The organism is Salinivibrio sharmensis, from assembly GCF_001995985.1.
In the GTDB taxonomy this organism is placed as follows: domain Bacteria; phylum Pseudomonadota; class Gammaproteobacteria; order Enterobacterales; family Vibrionaceae; genus Salinivibrio; species Salinivibrio sharmensis.
In genome coordinates, this window is record NZ_MUFC01000008.1 from 126,195 (window position 1) to 148,389 (window position 22,195).

A 22,195-nucleotide genomic window follows, 5' to 3' on the forward strand; every position below is an offset into this window, starting at 1 on the left:
TTCAACAATGAAAAAGAGGCCGTTTGGCCTCTTTTTTGGTTGCGCTGACTTTTATCAAGTCTTGCTTAAATCCAGCTTTCCGCTGAATACAGTCACTGCTTGGCCTTGTAGCAACACATGATCGTTGGTAAGCGTCATCTTGATCTGCCCACCGCGCGCGGACGCTTGATAACCGATAAGCTGCCTTTTACTCAACGCTTGTGACCAATACACTGCCAGCGCGCAATGCGCGGATCCTGTCATTGGGTCTTCATTTACCCCCACCCAAGGGGCGAAGTAGCGAGAGACAATATCGACCGTATTATCAGAGCTTGCCGCAGTCACCACCACGCCACGTCCGGGCGACGTATTTAGCGCCACAAAATCAGGAGACAGCGCTTTTACATCGTCTTCAGAATCAACCACCAATAACTCTTTTTCGCCAAAACAGTAACTCGCGCGGATAACAGAGCCATGTAGACCTAAAGCTTCTAGCCGCGATGGGTTTGGCGTTACTTCTGCAAGCTCAGGAACAGGAAATGCCATCGCTATCCCCTCGCGTTTTACCGTCACCTCAAGAGGTCCAGACTGCGTATAAAAAGTGACATTGTCACCCATTTTGACATCACCACGCTCAGCCAAAACATGTGCTGTGGCGAGTGTGCCATGACCGCAGAGTGCGACTTCTACTGTCGGTGTAAACCAGCGTAAGGACATGGTATCTAAGGCCAGAAATGCCGTTTCAGAGACCGCCATTTCCTCGGCAATAGCCAACATGGTTGCTTCATCCAACATGGACGCCGAAATGCACACCCCTGCCGGATTTCCCTGAAACAATGACGCGCTAAAGGCATCAACCTGATAGATATCGACAATCATCATTTTGCTCCAAGCCGACGACGCAGTGAACGGTACATTTCCACCATAAAGCTCGTAAAGCCAACGGTAGGATCGTGTTGAATGTAATCCTCGATTGCATTGAGATTAATCTGACGGAATTTTTCAATCGCAGTCTCTGCACAATCAGCAACAATCACATCTCCTTCGATGATCAATCCCTGCTCTAACAATGCTTCTTTTTCAGCAAGATAGCTGGGGGATTCCTTGATCAAGTAAGTAAACTGGTCACAGTTGTTAGGCTGACAAAAAAAGACGTATTGGTTCATTGTGTGCCCTTAATTTCATTTTGAAGCACTATATCATGATGATAGGAACAGGAAGGAAGTACTAGCGCACATTTTTATACGCATAAAGTGCGATTATATAGACATGCTGGGATAACAAAAAAGGAGAGCCGAAGCTCTCCTTTCTCAGCAATTCTTTACTGTAAAAAATTACAGTGAAGCTTTCGCTTTTTCTACCAGCACAGAGAATGCTGCTTTGTCATATACCGCGATATCGGCAAGGATCTTACGATCGATTTCGATGGATGCCTTTTTAAGACCGTTAATCAGACGGCTGTATGACATACCGTTTTGGCGAGCCGCAGCGTTGATACGTGCGATCCACAGTTGACGGAATTGGCGTTTCTTCTGGCGACGGTCACGGTAAGCATATTGACCAGCTTTCGTTACCGCCTGAAAAGCTACGCGGTATACGCGTGAACGCGCACCATAGTAGCCTTTCGCTTGCTTCATTACACTCTTGTGACGTGCACGAGCTTGTACACCACGTTTTACGCGAGCCATTGTCTCTCTCCTAAACTAAATAATAAAACTAAAAACTTATGCGTATGGCAGCATGCGAGCTACTTGCGCGTTTTCGCACGCAGGAAGAACCGCATTTGGTCGAAGCTGACGCTTGTTCTTAGTAGTACGTTTAGTCAGGATATGACGCTTGGTTGCACGCTTGTACTTGAAGCCACCAGCTGTTTTCTTGAAACGCTTAGCAGCACCTTTGTTGGATTTCATCTTAGACATGATGAATAACTCCGCATTGTGTTAATAACATAGCAATTTGGCGAACAAAGCGGCTGCACCCAACGGGCGCAGCCGCATGTTACTTGGAAGCCAGAATTACTTCTTCTTTGGGGCCAGAACCATGATCATCTGACGGCCTTCGATGCGTGAAGGGAAGCTTTCTACTGAAGCAATTTCAGCAGTATCTTCTTTCAAGCGGTTCAGCACATCAACACCGATGCTTTGGTGCGCCATTTCGCGACCGCGGAATCGGATAGTGACCTTGACCTTGTTGCCCTCTTCAATGAAGCGAACCAGGTTGCGTAGTTTTACCTGATAGTCGCCTACATCTGTGCCAGGACGGAATTTAACTTCCTTAACCTGAATAGTCTTTTGTTTTTTCTTCTGCTCTTTCGCAGCTTTACTCTTCTCGTAAAGGAATTTGCCGTAATCCATGATACGACAAACCGGCGGCTCAGCGTTCGGACTGATCTCTACCAAGTCAAGAGTCGCCTCTTCTGCTTTGGCGAGTGCTTCATCAAATGGGACAATACCCACTTGTTCACCGTCGGCGTCAGTCAGACGGACTTCCTTAACACCACGAATTTCGTTGTTTAGACGATGAGCGTTCTTCTTTGCCGGGGCTTTTCTTGCGCCTTTAATACCTTATTCCTCCACAATATTGAGTGTTCGATCTTGCACTTCTTGCTGCAACTGCGCTAAGAAGTCATCAATCTTAATTTTACCCAAATCTTTACCTTTACGGGTCCGTATAGCGACTTCGCCAGCTTCCATTTCCTGGTCACCACAAACCAACATATACGGAACACGCTTCAAAGTGTGTTCGCGGATTTTAAAGCCAATCTTCTCGTTTCTCAAGTCCGCAGAGGCTCTAAATCCAGCTTTTTGCAGTTTTTTCGCAATCTCTTGCGCGTAATCTGCTTGTTTATCGGTGATATTCATCACAACCGCTTGTTGTGGTGATAACCACGCAGGGAAGTGTCCCGCGTATTCTTCGATAAGAATCCCGATGAAACGTTCCAACGAGCCCAGAATAGCGCGGTGAATCATCACCGGCGTATGGCGTTCGTTGTCTTCCCCTACGTACGTTGCGCTCAAGCGCTCAGGCAACGCGAAATCAAGTTGTACTGTACCACACTGCCACGCACGATCGAGACAATCATGTAGCGTAAACTCAATCTTAGGTCCGTAGAATGCACCTTCACCCTCTTGAATTTCAAATGGAATATCCATTGCCGTTAGGGCTTCATTCAAGGCTTGCTCGGCTTTATCCCACATTTCGTCAGAGCCGACACGTGTTTCTGGACGGGTAGAGAGCTTGACTTCAATGTTGTTAAAGCCAAAGGTCTGATATGTCTCATAGACCATCTCGATACACGCACTGACTTCCTGCTGCACCTGTTCTGGAGTACAGAAAATGTGTGCATCGTCTTGGGTAAAGCCACGAACACGCATCAAACCATGCAATGCACCTGAGGGTTCATTACGGTGACAGCTACCAAATTCCGCCATACGCAACGGTAGGTCACGGTACGACTTAAGGCCTTGGTTAAAGATCTGCACATGCCCAGGACAGTTCATCGGCTTAAGGGCGTATTCACGGTTCTCTGAATTGGTGGTGAACATGTAGTCCGCATACTTATCCCAGTGGCCCGAGCGTTCCCAAAGCACGCGGTCCATGATAAGCGGCCCTTTCACCTCCTGATAATCATACTCAGTCAGCTTGTCGCGGATAAACTGCTCAAGTTCACGGAAAATGGTCCAACCGTTATGGTGCCAAAATACCATCCCAGGCGCTTCTTGCTGCATATGGTACAGATCAAGCTGCTTACCCAGCTTACGATGATCACGCTTCGCGGCTTCTTCGAGACGCACTAGGTGTGCTTTGAGCTGTTTTTTATCCGCAAATGCTGTGCCGTAGATACGCTGTAGCATTTTGTTGTCACTATTACCACGCCAGTACGCGCCAGCCACATTCAGGACTTTGAAGTTCTGACAAAAGCTCATATTGGGCACGTGTGGGCCACGACACATATCAACGTATTCTTCGTGGTGGTACAAGCCCGGACGGTCGTCACGTGATACATTCTCATCCAAGATTTCCATCTTGTATGATTCACCACGCGCTTCAAACGTGTCGCGTGCCTCTTGCCAGCTGACGTTTTTCTTAACCACTTGATATTTGGTTTTCGCCAACTCTTTCATGCGCTTTTCAATCGCATCCAGATCGTCCTGGGTGAGCGAGCGATCCATGTCTATGTCGTAGTAGAAACCGTTGTCGATGGTTGGGCCAATCGCCATCTTAGTGTCAGGGAAAAGCTGCTTAATCGCATGACCTAAAAGATGCGCACATGAGTGGCGAATGATTTCTAACCCGTCTTCGTCTTTCGCAGTGATGATTTCCAGTTGCGCGTCTTGCTCGATAAGATCACACGCGTCAACACGCTCACCGTTTACCCGACCGGCAATGCAAGCTTTGGCAAGGCCTGGGCCAATATCATTGGCAACATCATACGTTGAAACAGGGTGGTCAAAAGAACGCTGACTGCCGTCAGGGAGAGTAATTAGAGGCATTGATAACAATCCTTCTCAGTGGTGCCACACACCAAGTGGCACATGAAGTGTATTTTGGCGATTAGTAAGTAACCGCACAGTGCGAGTAGAATGACGATTATGAAGATCCCGCATTTGTGATGCAAGTCATCCCAACAATAATTTCTGCGCGAGAATCAGCGTGATAAACAATCAAGTTTTCTATCATTCACTTGATTTTACGCCAGACTTCATCAATCCTGATTTGTATACACAATTTTGACAAGGAAACCGTATGGCCAACGCGCCTCGTTATCAACAAATCAAAGCCTACATTGAAGAAAAAATTGAGACACGGGTTTGGCCGGTCGGTACGCGTATCCCCACCGAATACGAGCTGTGCGATCTATTTAACGTTAGCCGGATGACGGTCAATAAGGCGGTTCGTGACTTGGTGACTGATGGGCTACTCGAACGCACGCCGCGGCTAGGCACCTTTGTCACTGAACCCAAAGCGGAATCACCGTTGATGGATATTCGCAATATTGCCGATGAAGTCACTGCACGCGGTCAGCACTATCACAGCGTCATCCATGCATTGAAACGCCTCTCTGCGCCCGTTGATGTGGCAATGCGCTTGGGTGTGATGTTAGGCACCGACGTCTATTACAGCGAAATTGTCCATTACGGTGACGGTATCCCCCTGCAGCTCGAGCAGCGCTGGGTGAACCCGGCGCTTGCGCCTGCCTATCTCGAGCAAGACTTCAACCAGACCACCCCCAATGAGTACCTGTCCTCAGTGTGCCCGGTTAACACCATTGAACACAGTGTCGAAGCGATTAATCCATCAGCGGTAGTCAAAGAAGCATTGACGATGAAGTCTGATGAGCCCTGCCTTTTACTTCACCGCCGCACCTGGAGTCAGCAAACATTAGTCAGTGCCGCATTACTCTACCACCCTGGTTCACGTTATAAACTCACGTCACGCACAGACAGATAGCCTAGCGCTCTCGTTAGGCGATGCTTGTTGGATGAATACCTCTCAGCGCTAAATCAAGGTTTACAACAATTGCGTCAATCCGGTCGCTATGATGAACGGGTTTCAGACTTTAAAGTGGGCCTTTATGATTAAGGCTCGTCCTCCCCTTCTACGTTAAACCTCTCTCTTCTCGCCGAAAAACGATCGAGTTGATCACAAAACCTTTACACTTTCTCTTGTGTTTGCTCTCTTATTTGTCTATACATTTGTATAGACATTTATGGAATAGCAAGGTATTCACCATGAAAAAGGTCTTTACCGAGGCAAACGTCATCAGTATGGCGAGCACGATGAGTGAAGCGTCAGGCTATCAATGCCAGCCTGGCTCTGCGATCGCCGTCGAGAACGGAAAAATCGTTGCGCTAGGGGAGCAAGCCAAGCAGCTTGATTGGCCTAAGCAGTCGTTAAATGGTGCCCTAGTGACACCAGGGCTTATCGATAGTCACACACACTTGGTATTTGCCGGCAATCGTGCCAGTGAATTTGAGCAGCGCCTTAACGGGGTGCCTTACCAAACCATCGCTGAGCAAGGCGGTGGGATCTTGTCCACCGTCAACGCCACTCGCACAGCCAGCGAGGACGAGCTACTTAGACTCGCGCTGCCCCGCGCTGACGCACTCATGCGAGATGGTGTAACAACCATCGAAATAAAATCAGGCTATGGCCTCACCTTTGAGGACGAGCTAAAAATGCTGCGCGTCGCACGCGCCATTGAGCAGCACTTGCCGGTTAACGTCTCCACCACCTTGTTAGCCGCACATGCACTGCCACCTGAATATCAACATGATGCTGATCATTACATTGACTTTGTTTGTCATACGCTAATCCCTGCCGCGGCAGAACAACAACTGGCCGATGCGGTAGACGTTTTTTGTGAGAAAATAGCCTTTAGTGTCGACCAAGCAGAAAAAGTCTATGCCGCAGCTAATGCGCATGGATTAAAGATTAAAGCTCACACCGAACAGCTAAGCGATCTCGGTGGCAGTGTGGCAGCCGCAAAAGCAGGCGCCTTGTCGGTGGATCATATTGAATACCTATCAGAAGCCGACGCTCAGCTATTGGCTGAGTTCGGCACGGTTGCGACCTTGCTCCCTGGCGCGTTTTACTTTCTGCGTGAAACTCAACACCCTCCGATTCAAGCATTGCGTGACGACCAAGTACCCATGGCACTCGCGACGGACTTTAACCCAGGAACGTCACCCTTTGCCTCGTTAACCCTGATGATGAACATGGCCTCGACCTTTTTTAGATTGACGCCTAAAGAGAACCTCTATGGTGTCACCCGCCATGCTGCACAAGCCATGGGGCTAGAGAGCAAAGGCCAAATCGCTGTCGGATTTGATGCGGATTTGGCTGTTTGGCATTGCCAGTCCCCAGCTGAGCTTAGTTACATGGTAGGCACTGCGCCACTCGCCGGACGCATCGTTGGCGGAACATGGTACGACAACCAGGGGATCCGCGGATGAAACACTTACCGACTGATATGACGCTTTGGCAAGGGCGCGTTGACCCAGAGGACGGCGAGCGCGGACTACGCTTGCACCAAATGGTGACCTCGTACACCCCTTCGTGTGAACAAGGCGGTGTGGTGATCTACGGTTTTGCTTGCGATGAAGGCGTCGCTCGAAACAAAGGTCGTCAAGGCGCGGCCCTGGCACCGGATACTATTCGGCATGCATTGGCGAACTTTGCCTGGCACAACGCCCCTGCCCTCTATGATGGTGGCAATATCGCCTGTGATGACACCGACCTTGTCCTAGCACAACAAGAGCTAAGTCAACACATTCACCAAACACTATCACAGCATAATGTTCTGGTGCTGGGGGGCGGACATGAAACCGCGTGGGCCAGCTTTCAAGGCTTAGCTGGCTACCTGTCACGCCATGCTTCACCCTTGCAGACACCCAAGATCGGTATCATTAATTTTGATGCGCACTTTGACTTGCGCACACCCCAAGGGCTCAGCAAAGCCGGCAGCTCAGGCACACCCTTCGCGCAAATCGCCCAGCTTTGTCAGCAAAAAGGCTGGCCATTTCATTATGCCTGCTTAGGCGTAAGCCGAACCAGCAACACCCAGGCGCTATTTGATAAAGCCGAGCAACTTGGATGCTGGGTAGAAGAAGATACTGAGATGCATGTGGCGGCTATCCCCGCGCTGCAGGCGAAACTGAGCAAATTTATCCAAGGATGTGATTACTTATACCTGACGCTTGATATGGATGTTTTTCCCGCCAGTGTCGCGCCGGGTGTGAGCGCACCAGCGACAATCGGTGTCCCAGTGCAGGTCATTGAACCACTGATTCAGTTTATTTTTGATGAAGCCGACCGGCAACGCGTTCGTGTTCCCGTGTTCGACATCACTGAAGTTAATCCCAACTACGACCGCGACCAGCAAACCAGTCGATTAGCGGCTCGCATGGCTTGGACCATGCTACACGCTACGTCGCACCACATTGATTCACAAGGAGAGTAACCATGACGGATCCACGTTTTGATTCACGCACGGTTAAAGCCCCAACTGGGCCAGAGCTTAATACTAAAAGCTGGCTGACCGAAGCCCCCCTTCGCATGCTAATGAATAACCTACATCCCGACGTGGCCGAACACCCTAATGGCTTAGTTGTCTACGGTGGGATTGGACGTGCTGCTCGCAATTGGCAATGTTTCGACAAGATTGTCGAAGTACTTAAACGCCTCGATGACGATCAAACCTTGCTGGTTCAGTCAGGTAAGCCTGTTGGCGTGTTCCCGACCCACAAAGATGCGCCCCGTGTGCTTATTGCCAACTCAAACTTGGTACCGCATTGGGCCAACTGGGAACATTTCAATGAGCTGGATAAGCAAGGCTTGATGATGTATGGCCAAATGACCGCAGGGAGCTGGATTTATATCGGCTCGCAGGGCATTGTTCAAGGCACTTACGAAACCTTCGTTGCCGTTGCTAAGAAGCATTTCGATGGTGAAGCCAAGGGGCGTTGGATCTTGACCGGTGGTCTGGGTGGCATGGGTGGCGCACAGCCGCTAGCAGCCACCATGGCTGGCTTTTCAATGATTGCGGTTGAGTGTGATGAAAGCCGAATCGATTATCGCCTACGCACCGGCTATGTCGATCGCAAAGCAACGTCACTCGATGAAGCGCTTGGGATGATTGAAGACGCCAAGCAGTCTGGTAAGCCCGTTTCCATTGGGTTACTGGCCAATGCGGCTGATATTTTCCCAGAGCTGGTGAAGCGCAATATCACCCCGGACGTGGTCACCGACCAAACCTCAGCCCACGACCCTCTCAATGGTTACTTGCCACAGGGCTGGACCATGGAGCAAGCCGCCGCTCAGCGCAAAGAAAACGAAGCAGAGGTCGTGAAAGCCGCGAAAGCATCAATGGCCGTACAAGTAAAAGCAATGCTTGATTTGCAAACGCGCGGTGCAGCGACCTTGGATTACGGCAACAACATTCGCCAGATGGCCCTCGAAGTAGGGGTCGACAATGCCTTTGATTTCCCAGGATTTGTCCCTGCCTACATTCGTCCGTTATTCTGCCAAGGAATTGGCCCGTTCCGCTGGGCGGCTCTGTCTGGCGATCCGGAAGATATCTATAAAACCGACCAAAAAGTCAAAGAGCTGATCCCGGATGATCCACACCTGCACAACTGGCTGGATATGGCCAAAGAGCGCATTCAGTTCCAAGGCTTACCAGCTCGTATTTGTTGGGTGGGTGTCAAAGACCGTGCCCGCTTGGCCCTTGCCTTTAACGAAATGGTGAAAAATGGCGAACTCAAAGCGCCCGTGGTGATTGGCCGTGACCACTTAGACTCAGGCTCAGTCGCGAGCCCGAACCGTGAAACCGAGGGCATGCTTGACGGCTCGGACGTGGTGTCTGATTGGCCATTACTCAACGCGATGTTAAACACAGCATCAGGAGCCACCTGGGTATCATTACACCATGGTGGCGGTGTTGGCATGGGCTTCTCGCAACACTCAGGCGTGGTGATTGTCTGTGACGGCACCGATGATGCCCACCAGCGTGTGGCACGTGTGCTACGAAACGACCCTGCCACAGGGGTGATGCGCCACGCCGATGCCGGCTACGACATTGCCATTGATTGTGCCAAAGAAGAACAACTCGATCTGCCGCTGTTGGACTTACCTAACCAACCGCTGCGCTAAGGAGAGCAAGATGTACACATTAACGCTACAACCTGGTGAGCTCACCCTGGACCAACTACGACAAGTCAGCCGAGAGCCCGTGCAACTGGCGTTTTCTGACGGTATTGAAGCCACCATGAAAACCAGCACGGACACTGTCACCAACGTCCTTGAACAAGGACGGGTGGTCTACGGCATCAATACGGGCTTTGGCTTATTGGCCAATACCCGCATTGAGCTTGACGATCTCGAAACGCTCCAGCGCTCGATTGTGCTGTCTCACGCGGCGGGGATCGGTGAGTTTATGGACGATGCTACCGTGCGCCTGATGATGGTGCTTAAAATTGCGAGCTTAGCGCGAGGCTATTCAGGGATCCGCTTTGAGGTCGTCAAAGCGCTGGCAGAGCTGGTCAACCGCGAGGTATATCCCTGCATTCCCAAAAAAGGCTCCGTGGGCGCTTCAGGCGACCTTGCACCTCTCGCGCATATGAGCACGGTATTACTGGGTGAAGGCCAAGCGCGTTATAAAGGCGAAGTGATTTCTGGTGAAGCCGCGTTAAAGATCGCCGGGTTATCGCCTATTACACTGGGGCCAAAAGAAGGGCTGGCGCTTCTTAATGGTACACAGGCGTCCACGGCCTTTGCCCTCGAGGGTCTGTTTGAGGCCGAAGATCTCTACGCCGCCGCCACGGTTTGTGGCGCATTGTCAGTGGAAGCGGCACTTGGTAGCCGACGCCCCTTCGATCCGCGCATTCACGCAGTACGCGGCCACCAAACCCAAATGGATGCCGCTGCCGCCTACCGCCATCTGTTGGATGAGTCCAGTGAAATTGGCGATAGCCACCAAAACTGTGAAAAAGTGCAAGACCCTTACTCTCTGCGCTGCCAGCCACAGGTGATGGGCGCTTGCTTGCAGCAAATTCGCCAAGCAGCCGACGTGCTTATCACTGAAGCCAATGCGGTATCCGATAACCCACTGGTGTTCCCAGAAGATGGCGACATCATTTCTGGGGGCAACTTCCACGCCGAACCCGTTGCCATGGCTGCAGACAACCTCGCATTAGCGATTGCAGAAATGGGTAGCTTGTCGGAACGTCGGATGGCGCTACTCATCGACACTAACCTCAGCAAGCTCCCGGCATTTTTGGTGAACAACGGTGGCGTTAACTCAGGGTTTATGATCGCACAGGTCACTGCTGCCGCGTTGGCCAGTGAAAATAAAACCCTGGCCCACCCGGCATCGATTGACAGCCTACCTACCTCAGCAAACCAAGAAGATCATGTCTCGATGGCGACCTTTGCTGCTCGCCGCCTACATGATATGAGCAGCAACACACGCGGTATTTTGGCCGTCGAACTGCTTTCAGCCAGTCAAGGCATTGACTTTCGTGCTCCCCATAAAAGCTCAGAGCGCTTGGAGCAAGCCAAAGCGGAACTACGCGGCGTCGTGCCGTTTTATGATAAAGACCGCTACTTTGCCCCTGATATTGAAAAGGCCAACGCACTGCTTAAAACCGGCACCTATAACCGCTTAATGCCAAACGGTATCTTGCCGAGCTTATCTTCCGTCTCGTAACCGCAGCAATAAGCACCAAATCTAACTGTTAAACGGCTCTTCGTGAGCCGTTTTTTATTCAAACTGTCGCCATAGCCACAGATATTAGGCGAAATCCTAGGCTACTATATAACCAGTTGCTGTTACTTCCCCCTTTATCTCGATGTAACGGAGTCGCTTATGTGGCATGCCCTGTCTGTACACCTATCCGAACAACTCGGGATCGATTTCCAAATCACCGAAAAACACGCTCTCAGTGGTGGCGACATCCATGATGCCTATTGCGTTAGCGATGGCGGTGATCAACGTTTTTTCGTCAAGGTGAACGAGCGTGCCCTACTCCCCGCCTTTGAAGCCGAAGCAGAAGGGTTGCGTCAACTCGCGATGAGCGGCCATATTCATGTACCTCAGGTGTATTTTGTCGGCCCCGTGAAAGACAGTGCTGTCTTGGTGCTCAACTACCTGCCCATCAAACCGATAGATGACACGCAGGCTTATTTGTTGGGGCAACACTTAGCGCGTCATCATCGCTGGGGGGAGCAAGCAGAGTACGGCTTCGATGACGATAATTTCATCGGCACCACGGAGCAGAGAAACTGTTGGCACCGCAAATGGTGTCGTTTTTTTGCTGAACAACGTATTGGTTGGCAATTGCAATTGGCGGCTGAGCGCTCGCTGCATTTTGGCGACATCGATACCATTACCGAAAATGTTAAAGCCCAACTTGTCGGCCACACGCCCAAGCCTTCCTTGCTTCACGGGGATCTTTGGTCGGGCAACATGGGGCTGTCGGTCAATGGCCCTGTGGTGTTTGACCCTGCCTGTTATTGGGGCGATCGAGAAACCGATATCGCCATGACAGAGCTCTTTGGCGGTTTTCCGTCAAGCTTTTACAACGGCTATCAAGCCGAGTGGCCGTTAGATGAGGGTTATCAAAATCGAAAAGACATTTACAACCTTTATCACGTGCTTAACCACGTCAACTTATTCGGCGGGCCATACCTCACACAAGCAGAACAATTGCTGACAAAACTCGCACTCACAGTGTAGGATGCGGAGCACACAAACTGAGAGCGAGGTTGGCGATGTTATCTGCCGCAATATTTGATATGGACGGCCTGTTGGTTGACTCAGAGCCGTTTTGGCAACGTGCACAAATTGACGTATTGAGCGAGCTGGGTGTTTCCATCAGTTTGCAAGACACACGTGATACCACAGGCGTTCGAATTGACGAGATAGTCAAATACTACGCACGCACTCAGCCTTGGCAGGGCCCCTCCAATGCCGACGTACAAGCACGGATCGTCGACCGTGTGGTGGAGTTAGTGAAAGACGAGAAGCCGATGATGCCGGGCGTTAAAGAAGCCTTAGCGATTTGCCATCAAGCTGGGCTAAAAGTCGGCTTAGCATCGTCATCGCCCCTTACACTTATTCATCCAACCCTCGATGCATTAGGACTCAGTGAGCAATTTGCCATTGTCGAGTCCGCCGGTGCGCTTAAACACGGTAAGCCTCATCCAGAGGTTTATCTTAACGCCGCCAACGCCTTGGGTGTGGAGCCCGAGCATTGTGTCGCCTTTGAAGATTCATTTACCGGCCTGCTTGCCGCCAAAGCGGCCTCAATGAAGACCATTGTTGTACCCGCCGCTCACGAGTGGGAAGATCCCCGTTTTGTGATTGCCGACCAAAAGCTTGCGAGCCTTCGCGCATTTAGCGCAGATAATCTTGAGTCGCTCTAGCCGTCTACATCATGATAGCAACATAAATGGCATTCACCGGCATTGAGGTGGTATGCCATTTGTCGCGACGCAAAGCCCAGTTTGTCGATCATATTCTCCCCTACATTTATCCCGTTACCATCCTCATCTATACTGATCTTAAGGAAAGAGAATCAAGTGAGAGGTGCATAACCATGGATGATATTACTGACCGGATCGTAAATTGCCCACACTGTGGTCATCGCTTTGATATCACATTAGATTTAAGTGGCGGCAACCAAGAGTTTTATGAAGATTGTCCAAACTGTTGCAATGCCATTCATTACGATATGCAGATTGATGAATCTCATCGAACCATTAACCTGTTTATTGATGCGGATGATGAGCAAATCTTCTAACCGTTAAGCTCACTCCCACTGCTTACCTGCCCTAATAGGTTTGCATCATCGCGGGTGCGAAATAGATGCCGGCTGCGCTTTATTTCGTCTTCCCCTAGCACGTATAATTGCGCGCGATTCCATTCCCCTTCCGTTCAATCACAAATTGTTGAGGCCGACGTGCAGCAATACCATGATGAAGCAAGAGCCATTATTCGGCTCAGTGTGCCTGTTTTTATTGCCCAAATAGCGCAAACCTCAATGGGGTTTGTCGATACCGTAATGGCAGGTGGCTACAGTGCCACCGATATGGCTGCCGTGGCGGTTGCCTCAAGCATATGGATGCCCGCCATTTTGTTTGGCATCGGCTTGTTAATGGCGATGGTCCCGGTCATTGCCCAGCTCAACGGGGCTGGCAAAGAAAACCAGATCCCCTTTCAATTTCATCAGGGGGTGCATATGGCACTGCTTTTAAGCGTGCCAATTGGGCTCATCTTATATAAAGCCGGTTATATTATTGATTTAATGGATGTCGAAGCGGCGCTCACAGTAAAAACCATTGGTTACTTGCATGCGGTGATTTGGGCAGTGCCGGCCTTTTTGCTCTTTCAGGCGATTCGCAACCTGTGCGAAGGGATGTCTTTGACCGTCCCGGCAATGGTAATAGGCTTTATCGGCCTAGCCGCCAACGTGCCGCTTAACTGGATGTTCGTCTACGGTAAGCTAGGGGCGCCGGAACTAGGCGGCGTCGGATGTGGGGTCGCCACAGCGCTGGTGTACTGGCTAATGGCGGGACTGATGGCAGTGTATATCGTGATCAGCAAAAAGCTCAGTGGCCTGCACCTATTCGCCACACTTTATTCGCCGATCATCAAAGAGCAAATTCGCTTGTTTAAACTCGGCTTCCCCGTGGCGGCGTCACTCTTCTTCGAGGTGACGCTGTTTGCAGCCATTGCTATTTTAATCGCTCCACTTGGGCCGATCACCGTGGCCGCGCACCAAGTGGCGATCAACTTCTCCACCATGATCTTTATGTTGCCGATGAGCCTTGGCGTGGCGGTCAGCATTCGTGTCGGCCACCTATTGGGCAAACGCACCACCGAAGGCGCGGCCAATTCCGCTAAGATCGGGATTTGGCTGGGTGTCAGCACCGCCGTAGTGACCGCCTTACTCACCGTCTGGCTACGTGACCCAATTATCGCGCTGTATTCTGACAATCCCGACGTCGCCACACTGGCATCATCATTGATGTTATTAGCCGCTGTCTATCAGATCACCGATGCGATTCAAGTGGTCGCCGCCGGTGCTCTACGAGGCTACAAAGACATGCGCGCCATTTTCCAACGCACCCTGGTCGCCTATTGGGGGCTAGGTTTACCGCTCGGTTATGTGCTTGGCATGACAGACTGGCTAGTACCGGCCATGGGCGCGCACGGTTTTTGGATTGGCATTATTATCGGTCTATCCAGTGCCGCTGTGTTGTTGGGCCTACGTTTACGCTGGATGCGTCAGCAGTCCCCCGAGTTCCAACTGGCCATGGCAGAGCGGTAGGCAAGTGCCACAGGCGCGCCTCCGCGCTTAAACTAACATTACACAGAACGATCGCGGGTTGGATCGCTCGCGTAACATCAGGAAGTGAGTATAGAAAAGCAAAGGACAAGGGCCAAATCATGCGCCGATTACAAACCGCAATACTCGTGATATCGTTAGCAGGATTAGCTGGATGCCAATCAGACGATCCGGCCAAAGATATGATGGCCGACTATTACCAACGACTTGGCAATGTGTTGGATGCGCCAACCCCCGATTTCACCTCCCCCGAGCTGCCGACATTGCCACGTAAACGTGACCTTGTTCAGCCGCTTGATGAACTGCGAATGGGCGTGCTCGATGCCTATGAACTTCGCCAGTGTGGCTTGTTCAACCTTATTGCAGAGCGTAATTCATCCTTAGGTAAAGTCGCCGATCGCTTTCGGCAGCTCGACTATGAGCTCCATTTTATCGAGACTGCTGAGCAATGTTTACCGCAGGTAAAGGATCCGAGCATTCAAGCTGAACTGGAAAAGGCGCTCGCGCTCAAACGCCAGCAGCGCGATAAAGTTATTTGGAATACCTTGATTGATAGTGATGCTTGGCGCGCACAGCTCAGCTTACCGGCCTTTACGCTTCCCATCGAGCTTCCTGCACACAGCAATGCGGTCAACACCATTGAGCAATTTAGCCAATTAATACCTTCAACCCAAGCGCCTTCCGAGCCTGTTACGGCCTGGCAAGAAAGCATCGAAAAGCAGCCAATTTTAGGCGATTTGTTTGTGAGCTTGAGTTATCACACCGCGTGGCTGAACCAAACCAGTGAACTGATTGCCAACCATCAACAGAAAGTGCGTTGCGGCGGTAACTTTGATACCACCCGTTTAAAACGCCTGCAGACTGTCTTTTATAAGTTTTACGTGGGTGATGTGCAGCCGTATCTTGCTCGGGTAGATGGGCTTTATCGCGATCTTGCCCCGGCTCTTTCGCGACTTGCGACATTAAACACGCCTGACGCATTTAACGACTACAAAAACGCCTACTGGAAGGGAGACGCTTATCAGGCCTACAAAGCGGCAATTAAGCATCATGCCAATGTCTGGCAGCAATTGTTCCAACGTTGCGAGGTCAAGCTAGGGCAATAACGCCCAAAAATCAGCGAGTCACCATTAAAACACTCACTAACGCATGGCAGGTAGTGAAAACATCGCCATATTGACGATCAAATCGCCAAACAGTCGTTTCTACGCAAAAATATAGGCTTAAGCGCTTGCGTGACACAGATGAACTCGCTACTATTCATCCCGCTTTCAAGCACTGTGCGTCCGTAGCTCAGCTGGTTAGAGTACCGCCTTGACATGGCGGGGGTCGGTGGTTCGAGTCCACTCGGACGCACCACTTTGCTTGAAACGAAAAATTATGCGTCTGTAACTCAGTTGGTTAGAGTGTCACCTTGACATGGTGGAAGTCGGTGGTTCGAGTCCACTCAGACGCACCACATTTTGAAATTCGCGTCCGTAGCTCAGTTGGTTAGAGTACCGCCTTGACATGGCGGGGGTCGGCAGTTCGAGTCTGCCCGGACGCACCATTTCCAGAGAGCCTGCTGTTTAGCAGGCTTTTTTGTTTTCCGCGAATACAGCTACCTGTTCTTTAAAGCAAGATAGGCTCACGCCACGTCAGTAAACGATGCCACCAGTATCATGAAATAAAGCGAGGCAGGCACAAATACCCGCCCCATTGATTCATGCTTGTTCGTTTTACGCTACGGCGCTATCCGCTGCTAACACAAACTTTTCAATCGCTTTGGCCACACCGTGCTCATCATTGCTCTCGGTAATGTAATCCGCGATTTGCTTGGTTGCTTCCATCGCATTCGCCATCGCAATGCCAAGGCCCGCGTATTCCAACATCGCGTGATCGTTTTCAGCATCGCCCATGCAAATCACTTCACCGGGTTGAATACCTAGATGCGCTGCAATGGCGGCCACCCCCGCCCCTTTATTGCTCGCAGGATTTAAAAACTCGAGGAAGAAAGGCGCACTTTGCACTACCGTAAATTCCTCCCGTAGCGCGGATGGTAACGCACTGATCACTTCGTTTAACTTGCTTGGCTCTGCCACCATCAACACTTTGATAATCGGATGATCATCGCTTAGGGTCTCGAAATCCATCACGGTAATATCTAGGCCGTTGATCTTGCCCTCAATCTCGGTATACGGATTCTGTGCTGGTGTAATCAAACCATGCTCAGTACTAAACGCGTGCACGGAGGCACCCAGAGCCTCAGCGTGCCGAGCCAGCGCTTTCGCGGCTTTGCCGTCTAGCCCTTTTTGCAAGATCACCTCATCGGTCCCCACGTTTTTCACCATCGAGCCATTGTAATAAAGCACAAAGTCTTGATCCGACCCGATTCCCAATTCATCTAGCTTAGGCTGCATGCCCTCAAGCGGCCGACCGGACGCCAATACCACAGCCACACCTTTCTCACGCGCGCGGGCAATGGCTTGCTTATTCTCAGCAGATATTGCTTTCTCGCTGTTTAACAAGGTGCCGTCCATATCTAGGGCGATTAATTTGTACATCGTTTACTCACTTCAACATCAAAATAAAATCAGAAACTGTCCCAGAACCGCAAAATAAATGCCATGCCTACAACAACATATCGTCTTCAATCGCAATAAAACGATCGACACTGTTCACCAAGGAATTAGCCGTTAGGGAAGGCACACCAAGCACCACCGCTTCAGTGTGATAGCGCAAGCGGATTTTGTTCATCAGCAAATCAAAATCTCCGTCGCCGGATAACAGCACCACGGTATCAACCTCGGGCGCGGTTTCCATCACATCAATGGCAATCCCTACATCCCAATCGCCTTTGGTACTGCCATCGGCGCGTTGAATATAAGGTTTGAGCTTGACGGTAAAGCCAATGTGGCGCAGGGCATCTTGAAATTTGATTTGCTGATCGTCATCGCGGCGAATGGCGTAGGCATACGCGATTACCACCTCCCCCATATCATTGAGGGTTTGCCACAACTGGCGATAGTTAAATTGACGCCCGTAGGCTTGGCGTGTGGTGTAGTAGATATTTTGAACGTCGACAAAAACCGCGATTTTTTTCAAGTCAGGCTCACAGTCGGTGGGAGAATTGAAGTCAGAGAGGATACCACATCACGCAACCGTGAAGATAATGTCAGCGTGGCCGCATCTAGCACAAACAAAAAAGCCGCTGATAACAGCGGCTCTCGCGAGAGTTAGTATCATTAACTCAACCCAACAATATTACCCTCACCATCGAGGTCAAGGTTCATAAACGCTGGTTTTTCCGGTAGACCGGGCATGGTCATCACGTTGCCGCATAAGGCATAGACAAATCCGGCACCCGCGCATAATTTCAACTCGCGGATCGGTACATCAAAGCCTTTGGGAGCGCCTTTTATCGCACCATCGGTTGAAATAGACAGTGGCGTTTTCGCCAAACAGACCGCCAAACCGTCATACCCTTGTGCTTTAAATTGTTGCAGTTGCTGTTTCGCGGTCTCACTTAACGTCACGCTTCCCGCGCCATAACCGACTTCCGCAACCGCCATTAGTTTTTCTTCCAAGCTTTGATGAGCACGATACAAGGGCGAGAATGATGCATCGGTTTCGCATTGCGCGACCACTTGCTCCGCCAGTTCACGCGTACCCTCGCCACCTTGGGCAAAGCCTTCACTGATCGCTACCCGCACCTTGTTGGGCAGCGCTTCAATCATCGCCTTGAGTGTCGCAAGCTCAGCATCACTGTCTTGTGGAAAGCGATTAATCGCCACCACCGCCGGCACACCATATTGAGTCACATTATTGATATGCCATTTGAGGTTTTCAAACCCAGCGACTAATGCCTCATTGTCATCCGCAAAAAGTGCGTCGGGCATAGGCTGACCCGGCTGTAAATTATAGTGACCCGAATTGGCTTTAAGGCCGCGCAATGTCGCCACAATCACCGCACAGTCTGGTGCTTTACCGGATGCTTGCGCTTTGATGTTGCAGGCTTTTTCAAACCCCATGTCCGAGCCAAAGCCACCTTCGGTGACGGTATAATCACCTAGCTTAAGCGCAATGTTATCGGCGATAATCGACGAATTACCATGGGCAATATTGGCAAACGGACCGGCGTGAATCAGTGTCGGCACACCTTCTAGGGTTTGCATCAAGGTGGGTTCAATCGCTTCTTTCATACTGACCGCCATCGCGCCAGCTACTTGTAAATCTTCGGTGGTGATCGGCTCACCGGTATGGCTATAAGCCAACACTATGCGGCCGATGCGCTGACGCAGATCGCGAAGATCGCTCGCCAACGCCAGAATCGCCATTAGCTCAGAGGCGGCCGAGATATCAAATCCGCCCTCGCGCTCGTAGCCGTTGATGGTTTTGCCCGGCTCGTTTTTACCTACAGTTACCATACGCAAGGCGCGATCGTTGTGATCCATCACCCGCTTCCACACCACGCGATTTGGGTCAATTTTTAACGCTTTTAAGCCACTACGCGCCTCAAAATCATCGTAGCCTAGACGTTGCTCGTGATAAATTCGCGCATCAATGGCCGCAGCAGCCAAGTTGTGCGCCGCGGTCACCGCATGAATATCTCCCGTCAGGTGGAGGTTTAACTCCTCCATCGGAGCCACTTGCGAATAACCGCCCCCTGCCGCGCCGCCTTTCACACCAAATACGGGCCCCATCGAAGGCTGACGAATACACGCCGTCACAGAATGATTCAGCTTCGCCAAGCCTTGCGCCAAACCAATGGTGGTGACGGTTTTGCCTTCACCCAAGGGCGTGGGAGTGATGGCGGTGACCAGGACTAACTTTCCCGTTCGCTTCGGCGCAAGACGCTTTAAACAATCGAGAGAGATTTTGGCTTTATAGCTACCTTGCGTTTTAAACTCTGAGTCAAGGAGGCCAGCTTGCTTGGCAATGATGGAAATGGGGGCGAGTGTGGTGTTACGGCAGATCTCGACATCAGACAGCATTAAATCCTCTCAATAGCGCACAAGACAATTAAGCAAACGTTTGCGTGAGCATGATACCGCTAAAATAACCATTGTAAAGCGAAAGGACGCTTACGGTAAGCGTCCTTTTAACGTTTTTATCCTGTCACGCACCTACGCGCGCTTTGGAGTGAGTTAAGCGTTATTTACGCGACTTTAAATTGCCCGACCAAGGTATCGAGATCTTGGCCGAGCGAACTAAGTTCTTCCGCCGCGTGTGACGACGTCTCGCTCGCGTTTAGTAAGCTGGCGACAATGTCGCGTATTGATATTAGGTTACGGTGAATATCTTCCGTCACAGTGGTTTGCTCTGATGCTGCACTGGCAATTTGCGAGGTCATATCGTTTACTTGCGAGAACGCCGCACTCACCGAGGTGATTCGCTCGCCAATTTCTGATGAGATCGTTGCCATGTTTTGGCACTCTTGATCACTGTCGGCTATGGTTTTGACCGCACTATCCACATGCACATGCAGGCCATCGAGCATGTCACGGATCTCATGAGTGCTGGTTTGGGTGCGACTGGCCAAGGTGCGCACTTCATCAGCCACTACCGCAAAGCCTCTCCCCTGCTCACCCGCTCGGGCCGCTTCAATCGCCGCGTTTAGCGCCAGCAGATTAGTTTGCTCGGCAATTTCACCAATCACAGACAGTACCGAGGTGATCTTGTCCGACTGGGCTTTAAGCTGGTCCACCTGCCCGCTCGACTCACCCATTTTCGCGACCAAACGTTCAACCGACGAGATAGATTCATGCACTTGGGTTTGTGCATTCTGGGCGTCTTGGGTGGCAGACGTAGCGGCATCAGCAACCTGAGTAGTGTTCTGTGCCACTTCCTGCGCAGCAGAGCTCATTTCTGTTACCGCGGTCACCACTTGCTCGGTCTCGTTATCATGGGTTTGTAGTTTTTGCGCTACCGCAGATGTTTGCTGAGCCATATCACTGGCGGTGCTGTTTACTTGGGCCGTCACTTGCGCCACGCGCTGAATGGTCTGCTGCAGCTTCTCAACAAAACGATTAAACGCATGACCAAGTTGGGCAATTTCATCATGCCCGTGCACATGCAAGCGCTGGGTGAGATCGCCCTCGCCACTGGCGATATCATTAAGCTTATCGAGCATGTTTTTCACCGGCTCGCCAATACGCTGCGCAAACCAACTCACTAATAAGCCGGTAATCACTATCGTACCTAGCCCAAGCAAGGTTAAACGGAAAATTTGCGCATCCAGGGTTTGCTCTGCGTCGGTGCGATAGGCTACGACCTCTTGCTCAATGTCATCGGTGTAGGCACCTGTGCCTAACAGCCATTGACCGTTATTCACCATTACCGCATAGCCGATTTTATCAATCAGCTGGTCGGTGCCAGGCTTTTCGAACATAAAATTGAAAAAGCCATCACCCCGCTGTGCGGCATCGAGCAATCCTTTTATCACCTTATTCCCTTTCGGATCGGTAAAATCAATCAGGTTTTTCCCTTCAAGCGCAGGCTTAACAGGGTGAAACACATTGATCCCCTGTTTGTTGTAGATAAAAAAGTAACCCGCGTCACCAAACTGCACATCAGTAAGCGCCGTTTTCAGCGCCGCCAGACGTGCCTCACTGGTACCGGGATTGATGCGTTCTACAATGTTCTCGGCCACCTGAGTCACTTCTTCGAGTTGTTTTTTACGCTCGTTGACTAATTTTTCCCGAAACGTGGCAATGCTCTCTTCTATTAGTGTCCGCTCGTTATGTGCCGTGATCGCACTCAAAATCAATATCGAGGCAATAAGCGGCACAATGGCAAGCAGCAGTATTTTTGTTTTAAACATCAGCTTCATTAGCATTTACCCTACAGACTAATTTTGTAAGCAAATGCTACTACTTAGCTAGACAGTCAAAAATATAAACCGCTGTTTTCTTTGATCTAAACGCAATTGAGTCACCGAAGCTGTGACAAGGGTTGGAATGTCATGTAAATGGAAAGGCTTTTGTCATATCGTGGTGTGGATTTGGCTCGCTCCCATGCGGGAGCGTGGGAACAAGTTTAATATTCGCGATCTCAACTTGGAACGCAGTGATGTTTACTGTTTACTCATTCACGCGAAAGATCGATCATTGCTTGAACTTCGGCCGCTCGATTATATAGGCATACAACGCGATCAGTGAGAAGATTATTAACGCGAACTCCCCTTACGTGTTCCAAGAGGCATGAGCACCTACCGCTGCCGCCAATACAACAAGGATTAATAACGATCGATCCTTTAATCGGCGCATGATTATTGATTCCTTAGCAAGTTGTGGCTGTTTAGTTGACGTAAAGCATCATCCGCAGCCCAATAAAGCGAAACCAAGCCCTTTTTAGTTCTTCACCACTGCATGGTGAGCTATAGT

20 protein-coding genes and 3 tRNA genes are annotated in these 22,195 nt (G+C 50.6%); 13 read left to right on the plus strand and 10 right to left on the minus strand.

All coding sequences use genetic code 11. From position 1 onward, the window contains the following. Positions 1-54: 54 nt before the first annotated feature. The 6 genes from BZG74_RS09615 to thrS all read right to left on the minus strand — a co-directional run bounded on the left by BZG74_RS09615 (position 55) and on the right by thrS (position 4,472). On the minus strand, positions 55-858 hold the full coding sequence (locus tag BZG74_RS09615) for a PhzF family phenazine biosynthesis protein (protein ID WP_077772419.1): 804 nt from the start codon (positions 856-858) through the stop codon (positions 55-57). Further along, entirely contained in the window at positions 858-1,145 is a 288-nt protein-coding gene (locus BZG74_RS09620; protein WP_077772395.1) for a hypothetical protein, read from the minus strand. The genes BZG74_RS09615 and BZG74_RS09620 overlap by 1 nt, the downstream gene beginning before the upstream one ends. A 168-nt stretch (positions 1,146-1,313) precedes the next feature. Further along, the gene (rplT, locus tag BZG74_RS09625) at positions 1,314-1,667 is read right to left on the minus strand and encodes a 50S ribosomal protein L20 (RefSeq protein WP_069587639.1); all 354 of its coding nucleotides are present in this window, start codon (positions 1,665-1,667) and stop codon (positions 1,314-1,316) included. A 36-nt stretch (positions 1,668-1,703) separates the two neighbouring features. Beyond that, positions 1,704-1,898, minus strand: coding sequence for a 50S ribosomal protein L35 (gene rpmI / locus BZG74_RS09630; RefSeq protein ID WP_025673304.1), 195 nt, complete (start codon positions 1,896-1,898; stop codon positions 1,704-1,706). A 96-nt stretch (positions 1,899-1,994) separates the two neighbouring features. Next, on the minus strand, positions 1,995-2,540 hold the full coding sequence (infC, locus tag BZG74_RS09635) for a translation initiation factor IF-3 (RefSeq protein WP_077459463.1): 546 nt from the start codon (positions 2,538-2,540) through the stop codon (positions 1,995-1,997). Positions 2,541-2,543: 3 nt separating this feature from the next. Further along, the gene (gene thrS, locus BZG74_RS09640) at positions 2,544-4,472 is read right to left on the minus strand and encodes a threonine--tRNA ligase (protein ID WP_077648823.1); all 1,929 of its coding nucleotides are present in this window, start codon (positions 4,470-4,472) and stop codon (positions 2,544-2,546) included. A gap of 253 nt (positions 4,473-4,725) precedes the next feature. Here thrS and hutC point away from each other — a divergent pair, with 253 nt between their 5' ends. From hutC to BZG74_RS09705, 13 genes are all read left to right on the plus strand, one after another. Further along, positions 4,726-5,430 (plus strand): histidine utilization repressor, encoded by a 705-nt coding sequence (gene hutC / locus BZG74_RS09645; protein ID WP_077772396.1) that lies wholly within the window; start codon positions 4,726-4,728, stop codon positions 5,428-5,430. 281 nt (positions 5,431-5,711) lie between these two features. Then, complete coding sequence (gene hutI, locus BZG74_RS09650) at positions 5,712-6,935, plus strand: imidazolonepropionase (protein WP_077772397.1); 1,224 nt, start codon at positions 5,712-5,714, stop codon at positions 6,933-6,935. Beyond that, positions 6,932-7,942 (plus strand): formimidoylglutamase, encoded by a 1,011-nt coding sequence (hutG, locus tag BZG74_RS09655; RefSeq protein ID WP_077772398.1) that lies wholly within the window; start codon positions 6,932-6,934, stop codon positions 7,940-7,942. Before hutI ends, hutG begins: the two co-directional genes overlap by 4 nt. A 2-nt stretch (positions 7,943-7,944) precedes the next feature. Beyond that, a complete protein-coding gene (hutU, locus tag BZG74_RS09660; RefSeq protein ID WP_077772399.1) occupies positions 7,945-9,633 on the plus strand; it encodes a urocanate hydratase in 1,689 nt (562 codons plus the stop codon). 10 nt (positions 9,634-9,643) lie between these two features. Then, positions 9,644-11,188: a histidine ammonia-lyase gene (gene hutH, locus BZG74_RS09665; protein WP_077772400.1), complete on the plus strand. Its 1,545-nt coding sequence runs from the start codon at positions 9,644-9,646 to the stop codon at positions 11,186-11,188. 159 nt (positions 11,189-11,347) lie between these two features. Continuing rightward, on the plus strand, positions 11,348-12,217 hold the full coding sequence (locus tag BZG74_RS09670) for a fructosamine kinase family protein (RefSeq protein WP_077772401.1): 870 nt from the start codon (positions 11,348-11,350) through the stop codon (positions 12,215-12,217). Between the two features lie 35 nt (positions 12,218-12,252). Then, positions 12,253-12,906 (plus strand): hexitol phosphatase HxpB, encoded by a 654-nt coding sequence (hxpB, locus tag BZG74_RS09675; protein WP_077772402.1) that lies wholly within the window; start codon positions 12,253-12,255, stop codon positions 12,904-12,906. Between the two features lie 173 nt (positions 12,907-13,079). Beyond that, positions 13,080-13,283, plus strand: coding sequence for a CPXCG motif-containing cysteine-rich protein (locus BZG74_RS09680; RefSeq protein WP_077772403.1), 204 nt, complete (start codon positions 13,080-13,082; stop codon positions 13,281-13,283). Positions 13,284-13,442: 159 nt separating this feature from the next. Next, on the plus strand, positions 13,443-14,813 hold the full coding sequence (locus BZG74_RS09685) for an MATE family efflux transporter (protein WP_077772404.1): 1,371 nt from the start codon (positions 13,443-13,445) through the stop codon (positions 14,811-14,813). 119 nt (positions 14,814-14,932) lie between these two features. After that, positions 14,933-15,937: a DUF3080 domain-containing protein gene (locus BZG74_RS09690; RefSeq protein ID WP_077772405.1), complete on the plus strand. Its 1,005-nt coding sequence runs from the start codon at positions 14,933-14,935 to the stop codon at positions 15,935-15,937. Between the two features lie 176 nt (positions 15,938-16,113). Beyond that, positions 16,114-16,190: transfer RNA gene (locus tag BZG74_RS09695), tRNA-Val, on the plus strand. A 23-nt stretch (positions 16,191-16,213) separates the two neighbouring features. Continuing rightward, positions 16,214-16,290 (plus strand) — tRNA-Val (locus BZG74_RS09700). Between the two features lie 13 nt (positions 16,291-16,303). Beyond that, positions 16,304-16,380: transfer RNA gene (locus BZG74_RS09705), tRNA-Val, on the plus strand. 169 nt (positions 16,381-16,549) lie between these two features. Here the strand turns inward: BZG74_RS09705 and BZG74_RS09710 are convergent. The 4 genes from BZG74_RS09710 to BZG74_RS09725 all read right to left on the minus strand — a co-directional run bounded on the left by BZG74_RS09710 (position 16,550) and on the right by BZG74_RS09725 (position 21,633). Continuing rightward, positions 16,550-17,374, minus strand: a complete 825-nt coding sequence (locus BZG74_RS09710) for a Cof-type HAD-IIB family hydrolase (protein ID WP_077772406.1) — start codon at positions 17,372-17,374, stop codon at positions 16,550-16,552. A gap of 67 nt (positions 17,375-17,441) precedes the next feature. After that, a complete protein-coding gene (locus BZG74_RS09715; RefSeq protein ID WP_077772407.1) occupies positions 17,442-17,915 on the minus strand; it encodes an NYN domain-containing protein in 474 nt (157 codons plus the stop codon). A 140-nt stretch (positions 17,916-18,055) separates the two neighbouring features. After that, the gene (locus tag BZG74_RS09720; protein ID WP_077772408.1) at positions 18,056-19,804 is read right to left on the minus strand and encodes a formate--tetrahydrofolate ligase; all 1,749 of its coding nucleotides are present in this window, start codon (positions 19,802-19,804) and stop codon (positions 18,056-18,058) included. Between the two features lie 164 nt (positions 19,805-19,968). Then, on the minus strand, positions 19,969-21,633 hold the full coding sequence (locus BZG74_RS09725; RefSeq protein WP_201247374.1) for a methyl-accepting chemotaxis protein: 1,665 nt from the start codon (positions 21,631-21,633) through the stop codon (positions 19,969-19,971). Positions 21,634-22,195 lie beyond the last annotated feature (562 nt).